The sequence below is a fragment of the Salinisphaera sp. C84B14 genome, from assembly GCF_040361435.1.
Lineage (GTDB): Bacteria > Pseudomonadota > Gammaproteobacteria > Nevskiales > Salinisphaeraceae > Salinisphaera.
In genome coordinates, this window is record NZ_APNL01000007.1 from 32,351 (window position 1) to 48,807 (window position 16,457).

Annotated in this window: 14 protein-coding genes; 3 read left to right on the forward strand and 11 right to left on the reverse strand. The window is 59.2% G+C overall.

Features of this window, described 5'->3' with window-relative positions; translation table 11 throughout:
• Positions 1-187 precede the first annotated feature (187 nt).
• The 7 genes from C84B14_RS07595 to C84B14_RS07625 all read right to left on the reverse strand — a co-directional run bounded on the left by C84B14_RS07595 (position 188) and on the right by C84B14_RS07625 (position 10,704).
• Entirely contained in the window at positions 188-2,119 is a 1,932-nt protein-coding gene (locus C84B14_RS07595) for a RecQ family ATP-dependent DNA helicase (RefSeq protein ID WP_353223068.1), read from the reverse strand.
• 299 nt (positions 2,120-2,418) lie between these two features.
• Complete coding sequence (locus tag C84B14_RS07600; protein ID WP_353223069.1) at positions 2,419-2,886, reverse strand: hypothetical protein; 468 nt, start codon at positions 2,884-2,886, stop codon at positions 2,419-2,421.
• A gap of 376 nt (positions 2,887-3,262) precedes the next feature.
• Positions 3,263-5,812, reverse strand: coding sequence for an AlbA family DNA-binding domain-containing protein (locus C84B14_RS07605; RefSeq protein WP_353223070.1), 2,550 nt, complete (start codon positions 5,810-5,812; stop codon positions 3,263-3,265).
• Positions 5,813-5,871: 59 nt separating this feature from the next.
• Positions 5,872-7,071, reverse strand: a complete 1,200-nt coding sequence (locus C84B14_RS07610) for a ribonucleotide-diphosphate reductase subunit beta (protein ID WP_006914851.1) — start codon at positions 7,069-7,071, stop codon at positions 5,872-5,874.
• Between the two features lie 61 nt (positions 7,072-7,132).
• Positions 7,133-7,345 (reverse strand): ubiquitin family protein, encoded by a 213-nt coding sequence (locus tag C84B14_RS07615; protein ID WP_348766595.1) that lies wholly within the window; start codon positions 7,343-7,345, stop codon positions 7,133-7,135.
• Complete coding sequence (locus tag C84B14_RS07620) at positions 7,342-7,650, reverse strand: BrnT family toxin (protein WP_353223071.1); 309 nt, start codon at positions 7,648-7,650, stop codon at positions 7,342-7,344. The genes C84B14_RS07615 and C84B14_RS07620 overlap by 4 nt, the downstream gene beginning before the upstream one ends.
• A 9-nt stretch (positions 7,651-7,659) precedes the next feature.
• A complete protein-coding gene (locus C84B14_RS07625; protein WP_353223073.1) occupies positions 7,660-10,704 on the reverse strand; it encodes a ribonucleoside-diphosphate reductase subunit alpha in 3,045 nt (1,014 codons plus the stop codon).
• Between the two features lie 525 nt (positions 10,705-11,229).
• On the opposite strand from C84B14_RS07625, the gene sixA reads away from it, so the two are divergent.
• From sixA to C84B14_RS07640, 3 genes are all read left to right on the forward strand, one after another.
• Entirely contained in the window at positions 11,230-11,739 is a 510-nt protein-coding gene (gene sixA, locus C84B14_RS07630) for a phosphohistidine phosphatase SixA (RefSeq protein WP_293624526.1), read from the forward strand.
• Between the two features lie 37 nt (positions 11,740-11,776).
• Positions 11,777-12,109 carry a YnfA family protein gene (locus tag C84B14_RS07635; RefSeq protein ID WP_353223075.1) on the forward strand — a complete coding sequence of 111 codons (333 nt, stop codon included), beginning with the start codon at positions 11,777-11,779 and terminating at the stop codon, positions 12,107-12,109.
• A gap of 64 nt (positions 12,110-12,173) precedes the next feature.
• Positions 12,174-13,301 (forward strand): FAD-dependent oxidoreductase, encoded by a 1,128-nt coding sequence (locus C84B14_RS07640; RefSeq protein ID WP_353223077.1) that lies wholly within the window; start codon positions 12,174-12,176, stop codon positions 13,299-13,301.
• A 15-nt stretch (positions 13,302-13,316) separates the two neighbouring features.
• On the opposite strand, the gene vapB is transcribed toward C84B14_RS07640, so the two are convergent.
• The 4 genes from vapB to C84B14_RS07660 all read right to left on the reverse strand — a co-directional run bounded on the left by vapB (position 13,317) and on the right by C84B14_RS07660 (position 16,322).
• Positions 13,317-13,607, reverse strand: coding sequence for a type II toxin-antitoxin system VapB family antitoxin (gene vapB, locus C84B14_RS07645; RefSeq protein ID WP_502949898.1), 291 nt, complete (start codon positions 13,605-13,607; stop codon positions 13,317-13,319).
• A gap of 14 nt (positions 13,608-13,621) precedes the next feature.
• Entirely contained in the window at positions 13,622-14,776 is a 1,155-nt protein-coding gene (locus C84B14_RS07650) for an NAD(P)/FAD-dependent oxidoreductase (RefSeq protein WP_353223079.1), read from the reverse strand.
• A gap of 68 nt (positions 14,777-14,844) precedes the next feature.
• Positions 14,845-15,012: a rubredoxin gene (locus tag C84B14_RS07655; protein WP_348766602.1), complete on the reverse strand. Its 168-nt coding sequence runs from the start codon at positions 15,010-15,012 to the stop codon at positions 14,845-14,847.
• A gap of 128 nt (positions 15,013-15,140) precedes the next feature.
• Entirely contained in the window at positions 15,141-16,322 is a 1,182-nt protein-coding gene (locus tag C84B14_RS07660) for an alkane 1-monooxygenase (protein ID WP_353223081.1), read from the reverse strand.
• Positions 16,323-16,457: the final 135 nt, after the last annotated feature.

Genomic DNA, 16,457 nt, shown 5'->3' on the forward strand with positions numbered 1-16,457 from the left:
GCTTCGGAATTAAATATACTGTTCCCTGACGCCCCGCGCGGCTATAAAACGCATAACGCATCAGATCGAGCAGAAGTGCCGACAAGATTTCGTCGAGAATGCGGGCGGCGAGTAGGGCATCTTCATAGCCGGTAGATCGACGGCAAACATCACGACTAAATAGTGGCCTCCCCGCTATTGTTCTTGTTTATACCTGCGCCGGGGCGGCATCCTTAGCGTGCTTTTCCACTGCCGCGAACGGCACATGCGCCAGGCGGCCAAACAGGGCGTGACCGGTGAGTTTCGCCTTGGATAGCGAAGGCGATGAAACGCCACACAAAAAACGTGCGACGACACGTGCCGGACCCAATACTTTCGGGTTTTGTTGACGCAGCGTCATCGCCTCGGCCCAAACGGCCGGATCGATCTCGATGTTGCGACGGGCCGGAATGCGCACCGGTTTGCCGTCATTCAAGCACCAGGCGCAGTGGCCGCAGGGTTCGCGCTGTTCGCCGAAGTGCGCACTCAGGGCCGCGACTTGGCAGCCGTCCGCTTCGATCAGCGCAAGCACCTGCTGCAGCCGTGCCAACTCGCTCTCCTCGCGGCGCAGCGCGTGCTCGTAGAGTGTGGCGGCCAATGTCTTCACGCTGTCGGGGCGCTGCAGAATCCGGTAGCGATGACGCACGCCGGCCGCGTTGACTTCCAGCATGTCCTGCTCGCCCAGATAATCCAGCGCCGCGACGATGCGCTCGCGCGGCTGCCGCATCTCGGCGACCGCACTATCCACATCCAGATCGAACCAGGTGCGGGCCTTGTGCGCCCGGCCTAGCAACTCGGCCAGGAACTGTCGGCGTTGTCCCTGGAACCGGGCCAGTATGTCCTGCGACGCCATCTTCGGACGGAATCGGTAACTGGCATAAAAAGGCGTGCCGCCCTTCAGGTATTCCTGCAATTCCAGATAGGTCAGCAGCGTGCGTGCGACCAACTCGCGCAGGTCATGCGCGCGGGCCAGCGCCGATAGGCTGATGTCGAATTCGTCTTCCTGCGCGAATAGGTCGTGCAGGAACGAATCGATCGCCGCCGCCGTGGGCGTATCGCCGTAAACGAAATTTTCCAGCGTGTTCTGGTCGTCGGCGCAAGCCAGCATCTCGCACACGGCATTCTTGCCGTCGCGCCCGGCTCGGCCGATCTCCTGGGCGTAGTTTTCCAGGCTCTTGGGCAAGTTGTAGTGATAGACGTAGCGGATGTCGGCCTTGTCGATACCCATGCCGAACGCGATCGTCGCCACCACAATGCCGTCGCTCGAACGCACGAACCATTCCTGCACCACGCTGCGCTTATCGCTGTCCATGCCGGCGTGGTAGGCCCGTGCCGGATGGCCCGCATCGGCCAGCTGTTGCGCCACCTGCTCGGCCGTACGTTGAAGAGTCACATAAACGATCGTCGGCCCCGCCGGCCGCTCGTTCAGACGTGCAAGCAGATCATGGTCACGCTGGTCCACCGTGGTCGGCGCGAACAGCAGCGTCAGGTTGGGACGATAGAAAGCCGTACGCACGGCACAGTCGGCGCCGATATCGAGTACCCGGCAAATGTCGTCCAGCACGGCCGGGGTGGCGGTCGCGGTCAGCGCCAACAGGCGCTCGGCCTTGGCCGCCTCGGCGAAACCGACCAGCTTGAGATAGTCGGGGCGAAAATTGTGCCCCCATTCCGAGATGCAATGCGCCTCGTCCACCGCAAATAGCGATACCCGCAATTGACTCAGCGTTTGCCGAAAACGTTCGTTGTTGAAACGCTCCGGCGCCACATACAAAAGACGCAGTTCGCCTGAACGCAGACGATCCATCACGGTACGGTAACCCTCGGCGTCGAGGCTCGAATCCAGCCGCTGCGCGGCGATGCCACGGGCGGTCAACGCATCGATCTGATCCTTCATCAACGCGATCAACGGCGATACCACCAACGTGATACCCGGCAACGCCAACGCGGGCAGTTGATAGCACAGCGATTTACCGCCACCCGTGGGGAATACCGCCGCCGCGGAACGGCCAGCCAACAAGTGCTCTATCACTTCACGCTGGCCGGGTTGAAAGCGGTCGTAACCGAAATACGCCTTAAGCAAGCGATCAGGCTGATCGTCCATGGGGCCCCCAACAATTCGAATCAAACCCTTGGCCTCGGGTTCACGATACTACGGACGAATCAGACTGTTCATTGGGCCAGGGCGCCGCATGTCGATGATCTCGACAACGCCAACTTGACCAAACGCTTTGCGATATCTCATCTTTCGACGAGTGCTGCGTTTGGGATCTGAATCCACTGGGCCTACGCGCGAATTAAATATACTCTCCCCAGATCGCCGGATTACAAAAATTTCTCAAACCTGGCCCCATTTGGAACCGAAATGCTACTAAAACCGGGGATGGTCGCGGACCCCAAACTTTAACCGCTTTCACTTCCCTTAAGGTGTTTTCGCTCAAACCGCTCAAAATAGCCCACACAGCTTAATATAAGCAGAATTCCACCAAGCATCATCGCGCACTTAGTGAATTCGACAAGTGCACCCAATAACGATTGGGTAGCAGACCTTTTATAGTTTGCAAGTCTGCAGCGTTTAACTAACTCAGGTTTCGCCAGATTATAGCTGTCTTTAACTTCAGCTTTATCGCAGTCTTCTATGTCGCTGATTCTTTTCTGGCTATATTGGTCAAACTCATATTGTAACCGCCGGTCTTGGAACTCACTCTCTAAAAGCACCGGCGCTAGCTGAGAATACGCAAGCAGACTTAACCCGAATAGCACCATACTTGCGCGCCACAACAGCCCAGCGTGAGCGCACAATTCTTCAGCCGCACCCCGACCGACCTTTTTAATATAATCTAGCTTATTCTTAACCTTAGAGTTACTCATAAGTAGGCCAAAACCTGCGAATATATAAAAACGGGTAGCCGTTTTGAGGTATCGAACCGATTTACGGGAAGTAGCTCACACTTTGGCCGACTTCTGCACCGTGATACCCGCGCATCTATTCCACCTCATAACGAGCGGACATACGACATAATAGCGTGGAAACGGGGTCTGCCCCCTATTATTCGTAGATCGGTGCCAACACCGCACGCGATCCGCAGATCACTCGTTCCATCAAAGTCTCAACGCGATTGGCCATAACAACTTTTAAGTACTTCGGTTACACCCGCTTAGTATATTGATGGCGCTCGACCGACCCCCGCTGTTGGGTAGCATTTCGATCCAGAATGCTGGGGTTCGATAATCCTCTCACCAATTTCTAGCTTCCAACTTTCTCAAGTTCTAGTAGCCCTCTGCGCAACAGCGAACTACCATTGGCATCGCCTATGGCTTTCGGCGCGAAACGGAAGGTTCGACTTGCCTCCTCAATACGGCTCCTTGCGGCCCTAGCAGGTGAGCTATCACTAGAAAGATCTTCACCCGAGACTAGTTTTCTGACGGCATCTAATACTCTAGTAACAGTTGCTTTACGTATGTCCCCTGAATTAATAGCGCCCGTAGCGACATCGAATGCCAAAACACGACCGGGCAGATCGTCCACTTTGCTCGAAATTGTCCAAGATATATCGTGCACAGCCTCCAAATCTTGGACATAGGACTCTTTCTGCTTTTCATCAATAGTATTATTTAATGCCGCTCTCAGGTCATCGCGTGAGCGCGAGAGAAAAGAAACCGCAGCTCCGGTGTTCCCTTCGTTATTACGTTGAACACTAATCTGAGCATTTGTTCGAGCTCTAAGGCCATACCAAACTGCCGGATTTCTCGAATGATCTAATGCCAGATCGCATACATCAATTGCGTTCGCAAACAGGCCTTTTTCTGTCAGAGCCTGAAACCATAAGTCGAAAAGCAAAGGTTTTTTCTGACCGTATTTATAAGCGTTCGAAAACGCTGTAACAGCCATGTCTGTGTCAACTGGAAGACAGCATCGTCCGCGCAGTAAAAGCAAATCCGGATTATTTTTCGCGTTTTTCAAAGCCGAGTCCGCAGTTTCGATCGCTCTAGCATGGTCCCCAATACGCGACAAAGATATTGCTTGATTTATAGCGAGCCCTATCTTTCTTTTTGCGCCACTGCCATTAACCGCAGCTGCTTTTTTCGCATACCCCCGTGCTACCGAAAACAGCCTGCTATGGTCAGGCACCAGATCATTGCCAGCAGATACAACCGCCGCCGCAGTTGCTTCGGAAATCGAAAATCGAGGCTCTTTGTCGATAATTTTAGGGGCATCGACCAGAAATAATGCTTGTAACTCGGCTAGCGCGTCATCCAGTTGCTGCTTACCAACCTTAGTGACCTCAAGAAGCTCGGTTCGAGAAGATTCTCTAAGCACTGCTGCCACGTACAACACTCTTCTAGCCAAATGCGAGAGTGCCTCCAACTCCTTTTGAAGCGCGGCCGACCTTGCATCCTCGCCCGGCTTACCCTTCCACTCGTCTATCGCTTCACCGCAGTTGTATCCCTGCTTAACCAAGCGGAGCAGTGATTCAGTCCAGAGCGGCGAACCATCACTAGCTTTCTCCAAGCGAGTTATATCACCCGCTTTTAATGGCTGTAGCCCGAAACGCTCCAGTCGATCATGAACGAGCGCTTTGTATGCGTCACCGCCAAGCCCGAGCACTTGAACGCACTGTTCATTTGAGAACGCGTAGTTCGCCCTAGTAGTCAACAAAAACTTAGAGGGTGCTGCGGCTGCAATTTTTTGGACAACCTCAAAAACTTTGCGCTGATCGTTTTGATCCAAAGAATCAATATCATCCACAATCACTAACGATGGGATGATCCTCAAGCTGTCCCTGAGCATTTTTAGCAATTGGTATTCGCCAGACTGTTCCTGCGCCAGCTCTGTCTCAGTCGCAGCACCGGTCGCAAGCGCTAAACTTTCTAGCAACTCGAATGGTGACGAATACCAGCACTCCGGAAGTTCCATGTATTCGTTTCTCTCAGCACGAAACTGGAACTTTTTAGCTGAAAGCCACAATACTTGCTCGAATGGCTGAGGAGCGTTTTTATAAAAACTGGAGGCAAACTCATAGGCTATAGATGTTTTACCTTTCCCACCGAGCCCCGCCAATAACCTTATCGGCGCGAGATCATCAGCCATCCATGCCCAAAGAAAACCGATAATTTCTTGGCGACCAAATAACTGAGTGCAAATCAGGTTTCGATCCGGCAGATTATTGGGAATCACTCTCGAAACCGCGTTCGCTGGACTGACTTTGACCGGCGATGCAAGCAACCGTCTTGCATCACGATCCGAGTTCAAAAATTCCCAGTGCTCAGGTATTACAGCCTTCAAGCACTCATCTTTCCGCCTAAAAAATACGGTTTTTTCGAGAAAAATAGGGCGACCAGGCTTATTTTCCGGTCCATTTTTAACTGTAAATACAGGTTGGTCGAGATGAGACCGCTTCGGAACATAAATCACGACAACCCGCTTGCCACTAATAGTTATAGGACTAGTGTGGAAAGCTATGCGCTCCGACGCGTAACTATCCAGTGCGCTTTTGAGATGTGATGCAAGCTTAGCTTCTTGATCGAAACCACTTAAAATAAATTCTTGATCTTTTTTTCTCTCGCTAACGCCGATTAGGAGATAGCCACCGTATGAATTAAAAAATGCTATAACGTCTTTGGCTAACTCGGCGTATGCCTCTTTTTCGTCGGCTACAGTTTCTTTACAGTCATATAAGTCGAACTCAAAGGACAAAGGATTGCCACCGGGAGCTAGCACCTCCGCCAAATCGGCACCAACCAATCCGTTTTCCACAGCATCCAACAGAGATTCTTTTTGTTTTAATATCTCCATATCGCCTCATTAAGCACAATAAAGAAAACGGACCAAAGGCCCGTTTTTAAATTACCAACTCAATCCCAGCTCAAAGCACCACCACTCTGATACTCAATCACCCGAGTCTCGAAGAAATTCTTCTCCTTCTTGAGATCCATCATCTCGCTCATCCAGGGGAACGGGTTTTCCGCGCCGGGGTATAGCTCGGCCAGGCCGATCTGTGAACAACGACGGTTGGCGATGAACTTCATGTACTCATCGAACATGCTGGCGTTGAGGCCGAGCACGCCGCGGGGCATGGTGTCGTGGGCGTATTCGATTTCCAGGTGCATGGCTTCGTCGATCATGCGACGGGCTTCGTCCTGGAATTCCTGCGTCCAGAGGTTCGGGTTTTCGATCTTGATCTGGTTGATCACGTCGATGCCGAAGTTCAGGTGCATGGACTCGTCACGCATGATGTATTGCATCTGCTCGGCGGTGCCGGTCATCTTGTTGCGGCGGCCGAAGCTCAGATACTGCACGAAGCCGGCATAGAACCAGATGCCTTCGAAGATCACGTAGAAGGCGATCAGGTCACGCAAAAAGATCTGGTCGTTTTCGTGGGTGCCGGTCTGGAAGTTGGGGTCGTTCAGGCTCTGGGTGTACTGCATGGCCCAGGCTGCCTTGTTGTGCACGCTGGGCAGCTCGCGGTACATGTTGAAGATCTCGCCCTCGTCGAGGTTGAGGCTTTCCACGATGTACTGGAAGGTATGCCCGTGCACGGCTTCCTCGAAGGCCTGGCGCAGCAGGTACTGACGGCATTCGGGGTTGGTGAGGTGCTTGTACACGCCCAGCACGATGTTGTTGGCCACCAGCGATTCGCTGGAGGCGAAGAAGCCGAAGCCGCGCTTGAGGATAAGGCGCTCGTCTTCGGTGAGGGCGTCCGGGTCCTGCCACATGGCGATGTCGGCGGACATGCTCACTTCCTGCGGCATCCAGTGGTTGGCGCAGGCGTTGAGGTACTTTTCCCAGGCCCAGGTGTACTTGAAGGGTACGAGCTGGTTGACGTCGGCGCGGCAGTTGATGATGCGCTTTTCGTCGACCGAGACACGGCCGGCGCCGAGTTCGACCTGTTCCAGGCCGGTGACGGCTTCTTCCGCGCCGGACTGGTTGGTTTTTTCGGGCTGCTTGTCGAGCGCGTACGGATCGGGCGCGTTGCCGGCCGGGTTCGGGTTGGCCGTGCTGCCCGGCTTGTGCTCGGGGGTGCCCTGGCGGGGTGTGTCTTCGAAGTCGAGCATGGTGGCTTTCCTTTTGCTGTGCTTCGTTAAAAAGCGGTGTTCTGTTGCGTCGTTACGCGCGTTATTTGGACGTTCTTTCCGCCGCCTGCACGATCTCGATGTCTTTCTTGAGCATTTGATTGGCTAGCTCGCGCGGCTCAATGCCTTGATCGCGCGAGCGTTTCGCCAAAAACTCCATGACATCGCTGTCGAGATACAACGGAATATTGTGCGAGGCGTTGGGCCGATAGAATTTGCCGCGTTCGCCTTTTGAAAAATCGTATTCGTCTTTCATATGTCGCCACCTTCGTAGTCGCGTTGTTCCCGTCTGCTGGCACGCCGCGCCGAGATAATGCGTATATCGATCTCGTTTTCGCTCCACTCGGCCAAGGTGTGAACCACGACCAGCAAGCCTGTTTCCGGTACTACACCGAGTGTAATCCAACGCTCTTCGGTTTCGCTGTGCGCCGGATCGGCAATTGTCAGAGCCAGCGGGTCACGAAAAACGCCTACGGCGACATCGAAGCTCACGCCGTGTTTTCGTCGATTGGCAAGCGCTTTGGCGGCATCCCATTGGTAACGAAAACACGGCGTGCTCATGGCTAACGCCTACTGGCAGGCCTCGCAGTCCGGGTCGTCGATGGCACAGGCCATGGGCGCAGTCGGCTTGCCTTCCGGCGCGGGTGCCGTGGCCGAGGCCGTGGGCCGGGCCTTGGGCGCTTCGGCCACGCTCGCGCCGTTGGACGCTGCGTTGACCGTCTGACCGCCGCCGTTGGCCGAACCGCCGGTGACCGAGCCGCCCGCGCCGGTACCGCCGCCGGAGCCCTTGCCGCCGTTGCCGACCGCGTTCAGGCGATGATCGGTGATCGTCGACTTCTCTGTATGCGTGGCACTGGTGGAGCGCAGGTAGTAGGTGGTCTTCAGGCCTTTCTTCCAGGCGAACTTGTAGAGTTCGTCCAGCTTGCGGCCCGAGGGTTCGGCCATGTACAGGTTCAGGCTCTGGGCCTGATCCAGCCATTTCTGGCGGCGTGAACCGGCTTCCACCAACCAGCGCGGGTCGATCTCGAAGGCGCATTTGTAGAGCACTTTCAGGTCGTCCGGAATTCGGTCGATGCCCTGCACGCTGCCGTCGTAGTACTTGAGATCGTTGGCCATGACCTCGTCCCACAGGCCCAGGGCCTTGAGGTCTTCCACGAGGTAGGGGTTGGCCACGGTGAACTCGCCCGACAGGTTCGATTTGACGTACAGGTTCTGGTACGTCGGCTCGATGGACTGGCTCACGCCGGTGATGTTGGCGATGGTCGCGGTGGGCGCGATGGCCATGCAGTTGGAGTTACGCATGCCCACGTTCATGACGCGCTCGCGCAGGGTTTCCCAATCCAGCGTCTGGGATTCGTCCTGATCGAGATACTCTTCGCCGCGGTTTTCACGCAGGATCTTGATCGAGTCGATCGGCAGGATGCCCTGATCCCATAGGCTGCCCTTGAAGGTGCTGTAGGCGCCGCGTTCTTCGGCCAGGTTGGTCGAGGCCTTGATGGCGAGATAGCTGATCTGCTCCATCGAGCGATCGGCGAATTCGACCGCCTCGCTGGATTCGTAGGGCAGCTTGAGCTTGTAGAGCGCGTCCTGGAAGCCCATCAGACCCATGCCGACCGGGCGGTGACGCAGGTTGGAGTCACGCGCGGTCTTCACGCTGTAGTAGTTGTACTCGATGACGTTATCGAGCATGCGCATGGCGGTGTTGATGGTGGCTTCCAGCTTGGCCACGTTCAGCTCGCCGTTCTCGATATGCTGCGGCAGGTTCACGGAGCCCAGGTTGCAGACCGCGATTTCCTTGCCCGGCGAGGTGTTGAGCGTGATCTCGGTGCACAGGTTGGACGAATGCACCACGCCCTTGTGCTGCTGCGGGCTGCGCAGGTTGCACGGGTCCTTGAAGGTGAACCACGGGTGGCCCGTTTCGAACAGCAGGCTGAGCATCTTGCGCCACAGGTTGACCGCCGAGATGGTCTTGACGTTCTTGATCTCGCCACGCGCGGCCTTGGCCTCGTAGCCGGCATAGGCTTCTTCGAAGGCCTTGCCGGTGAGGTCGTGCAGGTCCGGCACGTCGTTGGGCGAGAACAGCGTCCACTGTTCGTCGTTGAGCACACGCTTGACGAACAGATCCGGGATCCAGTTCGCGGTGTTCATGTCGTGGCAGCGACGACGGTCGTCGCCGGTGTTCTTGCGCAGGTCGAGGAATTCCTCGATGTCCTTGTGCCAGGTTTCCAGATAGGCACAGACCGCGCCCTTGCGCTTGCCGCCCTGGTTCACGGCCACGGCCGTATCGTTGACCACTTTCAGGAACGGGACCACGCCCTGCGACTTGCCGTTGGTGCCCTTGATATGGGCGCCCATGGCACGCACCGGCGTCCAGTCGTTGCCCAGGCCGCCGGCGAATTTCGACAGCAGCGCGTTGTCCTGTACCGCTTCGTAGATGCCGTGCAGGTCGTCGGCCACGGTGGTCAGATAGCAGCTCGACAGCTGCGGACGCAGCGTGCCGGAGTTGAACAGCGTCGGCGTGGACGACATGAAGTCGAAGCTCGACAGCAGCTTGTAGAACTCGATCGCTTTTTCTTCGCGCTCGATTTCGTTGATCGCCAGGCCCATCGCCACGCGCATGTAGAACGCCTGCGGCAGTTCGAAGCGCTTGGACTCGTGATGGATGAAGTAGCGGTCGTAGAGCGTCTGCAAGCCCAGATAGGTGAACTGCAGGTCGCGATCGGCGATCAGCGCTTCGCCGAGGCGATCCAGGTCGTATTCCATCAGCTCGGGGGCGAGCAGCTCGTGGTGTACGCCGCGGGCGATGAAGTCCTTGAAGTAGGAGGGATACGCCGTGCGCATTTCGGCGTGGGTCGCATACTCGACCTGGCCGTCGGCAAGGAAGGTCAGCGCTTCGTGGCGCAGCTTGTCCATGAGCAGACGCGCGGCGACCATGCCGTAGTTGGGCTCGGCTTCCAGGCGCTGGCGGGCCGAAAGTACGAGCGCGGTGGACAGCTCGTCTTCGGAGATGCCATCGAAGGCGTTCTTGAGCGTGTCCTTGAGCACCTGCTCGGCGGCCACGCCGTCGATGCCGGCACAGGCCTCGTCGATCACGCGACCCAGACGGTCGCGATCCAGCGGGCGGGTGGTGCCATCCTTGAAGGCGACATTGATATCCGCGGCCTGGGCCGGCTCGCCGGCTTCCACGCCCTTTTCGGCCAGCTTGGCGGCACGCTCGTGGGCGCGCTCTTCGCGATACAGCACGTAGGAACGCGCGACCTTGTGCTCGCCGCTGCGCATGAGCGCGAGCTCGACGTAGTCCTGGATATCCTCGATATGTACCGCGCCGCCGCCGGGCAGGCTGCGGGTGACGCCCTGCACGACCTGTTCGGTGATGTGCTTGACGGTTTCACGGATACGCGAGGAGGCCGCGCCCTGTTGGCCTTCGACATCGATGAAGGCCTTGGTTACGGCCAGCTCGATCTTGGAGGCATCGAACGGGGTGACCTTGCCATTACGGCGGATGACCTTGTAGCTGCCCGGCGCCGTCGCCTCGATGCTGGCGCCGTACGAATCGGCCGCTGCCGGCTGTTCGCTGCGCGCATTCGCGCGATCGGAAACCTGTGTGTGCTCCATGGCTATGCCTCTTGAAATCTGCCGCGCCGGGAGAACGACGCTGCGATAAAACGAAACCGATAAACGCCGTGCCGCGCTGGGGACAACGTTCTGGCAGCGAACTCTACCCCACTAGATACTGTGGTCAAGCACCCTTTTTCGCCGCCACTAGAACTATATGTTGTGGTCGGCCGGTGTACAAGAGGTGGACAACACTGTGGATAAACCCGGGCACAAACCGCCCAAACGCGCGTGGCGCAAGGCATTGGGGCAGTGGTTACTGGCTGGCCAGCCAACGGCTCACTTGGGTGGCAGGGGTACGTTGTTGCCTTGCCCGCCACGCTGCGCCAAATTTGCACAGATCTTGTGACCGTTCTGTAAAAGACTTGGCGTACAAGCGTTTTCAGCGGCGAGCGGCCCCGAGGCGACCCACGAAAACCGACACGATAAAAATTTTTTGCCACATCGCGTTTTTCGATAGTCAAAACCGTCCGGTAATGCCTGCCCGCAGTGGCAGCACCGGCATTCACAGGTGACAATAGGCCCATGGATATCATCGTCATACGTCACGGCATCGCGCTCGATGCGGACAAGGCACACGGCATGGGCCTGTCCGACGAAGAGCGCCCGCTCACGCCGGAAGGCATGCGCCGTACCCGCGCGGCCGCGGCCGGCCTGCGCGCTGCGCTCAAGGACCTGGCCGTGGACGACATCGTCACCAGCCCGCTCGTGCGCGCGGTGCAGACCGCCGAGATTCTGTCCGGCTATCTGGACGATGCCACCATCGAGGAAGCCAACGTCCTGGCCCCACCCGTGGATATGGCCGCGCTGGACGAATACCTGCATACCCATTTCGGCGATCGCCGGCTGGTACTGGTGGGCCACGAGCCAGACCTGGCCACCTGGGTGTCCTGGAGCCTGACCCGCCGGCGCGACCGGCTGATGGCCTTCAAGAAAGCCGGCGCCGCGCTGCTGGAATTCCCCGGCCCGCCGGACGGCGGCACCGGCACGCTGCGCTGGCTGCTCACCGCCCGCCAGCTGCGCAAGCTCGGTTAGCCCGCTCGCCCGCGCGGTGGGGCACAGCCGAGGATTTATGGAAATCGTGAAGACGTTTGGCGTTTTCGTATTGACGGCGCTCGCCGAGATAATCGGTTGCTACCTGCCGTATCTCTGGCTCAAGCAGGGGCATACCGCCTGGCTGCTCGTGCCTGCTGCGTTCAGCCTTGCTGCTTTCGCCTGGCTGTTGACGTTGCATCCTCAAGCAGCCGGGCGCGTTTACGCGGCATATGGCGGCGTATACATCAGCGTCGCGTTGGCGTGGCTATGGGCGGTAGATTCAGTACGACCCACGGTCACCGATTTCGTCGGGGTCGTTGTGTGCCTGTTGGGTATGGCAATCATTATGTTCGGCCCGCGTTATGCCTGACGGTTCGCTGCCTTTGTCCGCCTTCGCGGGCTGCGCATGCTTCGGGCGCAACTGAGACCGGGCGATGTACGACTGGCTGATCATCGGCGGCGGCATGCACGGCGCGTTCGCGGCGCAAGCGATCACCGCGGCCGGACCCGCGGCACGGCTCGCGGTGCTCGACGACCGCCCCGCCCTGGCGGACTGGCAACGCCGGGCCGATGCCTGCGGCATGACCTATCTGCGCTCTTCCAACGCCCATCACCTGGGCCGGCGCGCCGATGCCCTGCGTGCGTTCGCAGCGGCAAACGGCTTCGACAGCGGCCACGAACTCGGCTACTACCGCCGGCCTTCGCGCGCGCTGTTCGAAGCCCATGCCCGTCACGCCCTGGCCGGGCCCGCGCGTATCGCCACGCGCGGCCAGCGCATCGAACGTATGCCCCAAGGCTGGCGTGTGCACGCCACGAACGGCCAAATCTACGATACGCGGCGGCTGGTATTGGCGCTGGGGCCCAACGCGCCCTACCGGCCCGTGGGGGCGGCGGACTGCGAGCACGTCTACGACGCCGGTTTCGCGATCGACCGATACGCGTCGGCACGGCTCGCCGTGGTCGGCGGCGGCATCACCGGCGCCCAGCTCGCACTACGGCTGCAGCAACTCGGGCACACGGTGTGCTGGGTCACGCGTACGCCGCCGCGGCGGGCCGATTTCGATAGCGAGCCCTGCTATGCCGGCCCGCGTTGCCTGGCCCCGTTTGCCCGCACGCCAATCGAGGCGCGTACCGCCGTGCTTGCCGAGGCCCGCCAGCCCGGCACCCTGCCGCCCGATATCTTCGCGCGTATCACGGCCGCGCTGGCAGCCGGCGATATCGCCTGGCGACGTGGCGACCTCGAATCGACGGATACGAACGGCCTGCTCTTGGCGGACGGCCGGCGTATCGATGCCGATCGCGTGATTCTTGCCACCGGCTTCGAAAACCACGCCCGCCCTGACAGCCTGCTTGGCCATACCCTCGACGCGCTCGAGCTGCGCTGCGACAGCGACGGCCACGTGTTCATCAACGACGATCTGGAAGCCGCACCGGGCCTGCACGTGCTCGGCCGCCCGGCCAGCCTTCAGCTCGGGCCGATGGCGGGCAATATCAAGGGGGCTCGGCTGGCAGGTACGCGGCTGGCCGGGCTGGCAAAGCGAGGCACCCGCAACGCAGCGTAGCCGAGCGCCGGGAAATTATCGCCGCGCCGCTGGCTGCTCGCGTTCGCTCATGTAGTCGTCACTGACGACATCCTGCTCAAACCAGGTGTCCCAGCGTTCGCCGCTGGGTTTGATCGGCCGGCTACGGCCGAGCACGACGATATCGGCTCGTTTTGTATCGTCGGGCAGCGCGGCGGCCTGGGGCAGACGCACCGGCTGTCTGCGATTACTCTTGAAAACAGCGCCGTGCCACATCCGCACCCCGTATTGGAATATGCAGGACGTATATCCCAATACGGTGCGTTTCAGGATTGCGGACCAGGCCAAGCGCGGCCCATCGCCTATTCCATCAGCGGCGGCGCTTCCTTGATGTAGTCGCGACGCTTGTTGGTAGCCTCGCCGGTGAGCGCGAAGCCGATGAGCTTGCCGTCTTCGTTCACGCAGCGGGCTTCGAAGTCGGGCATATCGCCGTCGATTTCCCATTGGCCGCCGCTTTCCACCGGCGGCATGACCACCACCGGGCAGACGTGGGTCTTCACGATGATGGGCAGCGTCGGGTACTTGACCCGACCGGCGGTTTCGCCGTCGCCGCCGGCCAGCGTCTTGCCGAGCGTACGCGCACACTGCATGAGCGGGCCGACATAGGGCCGCCACTGGCCGTCGACCTCGGCACAGTCGCCGAGCGCATAGATGTTGGGATCGCTGGTCACCAGGGTGCGGTCCACGACGATGCCCTTGTCAATCTTGAGCCCGGCCTTTTCGGCCAGGTCGATACCGGCACGCAGGCCGACCGCCGACAACACCGCATCAGCATGGATGCTTTCGTCGTTGTCGAGCATGATCTGCAGCTGTTTGTTGCTGTGATGCACGCCGGTGGCGGCATGACCCAGATGCCAGTGCACGCCGGCTTTTGCCAGGCCGCGCTCGACGGCCTGACCACAGGCCTTGGGCAGCAGCTGCGACAACGGCCAGTCGGCCGGGTCGGCAATCGATACCTCGTAGCCGGCTTCGACCAGATCGTTGGCGAACTCGCAGCCGATCAGGCCGGCACCAAGAATCGCCACATGCTTGGCTTCGCCCAGGTTCGAGCGAAAGCCGCGGTAGTCGAACAAATTGTTGACCTTGTGAATGGCCTGGGTGGCATCACCCGCGAGCTTGAGCACGATGGGCTCGGCGCCGAAGGCCAGCACCAGCTTGTGGTAGGTCAGCGTATCGCCGTTGAGCACGATCTGGCGGTTTTCGCGGTCGATGGATTCGACCTGGCGATGGGTATGGATGGTCGCGTCAAGCTCTTCGGCCATGGCGTCGACGTCTTTCTTGACCAGATCGTCGGGCGTGGCGTTCTTGGCGTGGGCTTCCGACAGATCGGGCTTGTAGTAGCTGGCGCCGTCGTCGCGGGTGATCAGCACCAGCGGACGCTCCTTGTCGTGCTTGCGAAATTCCCGGGCCGTGCCGTAGCCGGCCAGGCCGGTGCCGACGATGATGATCGGATCCATGCGAGCTCTCGTTTGCGATCAAATAGCGGGCCGCGCTGCGGCCCATGCGTGCCGAACCAGGGCTGTGATCAGTCGACTTCCATCATTTCGAAATCGTCCTTGGGCGCACCACAGTCGGGGCAGGTCCAGTCGTCGGGGATGTCATCCCACTTGGTGCCCGGCTCGATGCCCTCGTCCGGCATGCCTTCGGCTTCGTCGTACTCGAAACCACAGACGATGCATTGCCATTTCTTCATCTAACGTCCTTTATGAACTGTTTCGCTGGAGCAAATTCGGGCGCCGTGACAACGGCGCCCGTTCGGTGGAATTCAAGGCTACCAAAACCGCCGTACGACGGCGATTCCTTGATTACGCAGCGATCGCCCTAGGCAGACGCATCGGCCGACGTGGCCGGCGGCGGGTACTTGGCCAGCAAACGCTCGCGTTTGCCCGGCTGCAGGTTGGCGCGGCGCAGGTCGCCGTCATAGTGGGCCACGACACGCTTGTCCATGACGCGATACCAGAGCGGCGGGAAATAGGCGAGCACGATCATGCCGGCATAGCCGGTGGGCAGCTGGGGCGCTTCGTCGAAATGACGCAGCGACTGGTAGCGCCGGGTCGGATGCGCATGGTGATCGGAATGGCGCTGCAGGTGGAACAGGAAGATGTTGGTCACGATGTGATCGTTGTTCCAGGAATGCTCCGGCTGACAACGCTCGTAGCGACCGCTGTCCAGTTTCTTGCGCAGCAGGCCGTAGTGCTCGGCGTAGTTGACCGCTTCCAGCAGCGAGGCACCCAGAATGGCCTGCACGATCAGAAACGGCAGCAGCTCGATACCGAAGGCGGCCATAAGCGCGCCCCAGAGCACGACCGTCATGCCCCAGGACTGCAGCACTTCATTGTGCACACTCCAGAAGCTGCGGTTCTTGCGTGCCATGCGCGTCTTCTCGATGTCGAGCGCCGAGCGCGCACTGCCGCCGGCGGTACGCACGAGAAAACGCCAGAACGGCTCGCCCATGCGGGCACTGGCCGGGTCGTGCGGTGTGGCCACGTTCTTGTGATGGCCGCGATTGTGCTCGGTATAGAAATGCCCGTAGGCCACCGGCGCAAGCGCGATCTTGGCCAGCCAGCTTTCGATGGCCGTGTTCTTGTGGCCCAGTTCGTGGGCGGTGTTGATGGACACGCCGGAGAGCATGCCGATGGTGCTGACAAAACCCAGCCACTGCCAGAAGGTCAGATCCTGAGTGCCGACGATGGCACAGACGGCCACGAACAGAATGAGCTGGACGACCACATAGATATAGGTCGAGTAGCGGTAGAACGGGTCGTCCTCGAGGATATCGAGCACCCGCTCGGGCGGATTGGTGCTGTCCTTGCCGATCAGCAGGTCGAGTACCGGCACCACGCCGTAGACCACGATTGGCCCGGCAAAGATCAGCCAGGTCTGGCCCGTCAGCCAGCCGGTGAGCGCCAGAGCGGCCACGATGATGATGATGCCGAAGCCCATGGGCCACAGCCAGCGCTTGCGGTCATGGGCCCGCGCTTCGGCCATTGTCATTGTATTCATGCGATCTCCTCGCGTTAGCGGCATGGACACGACCGGCGACGCGCTTGCACCCTACCGATCGGTTTATTACATTGCTCGCTGTAACTCTATTAGTTAATCGACCGGTTAGTCAATAGCCTATGCTAACGTCGTGTT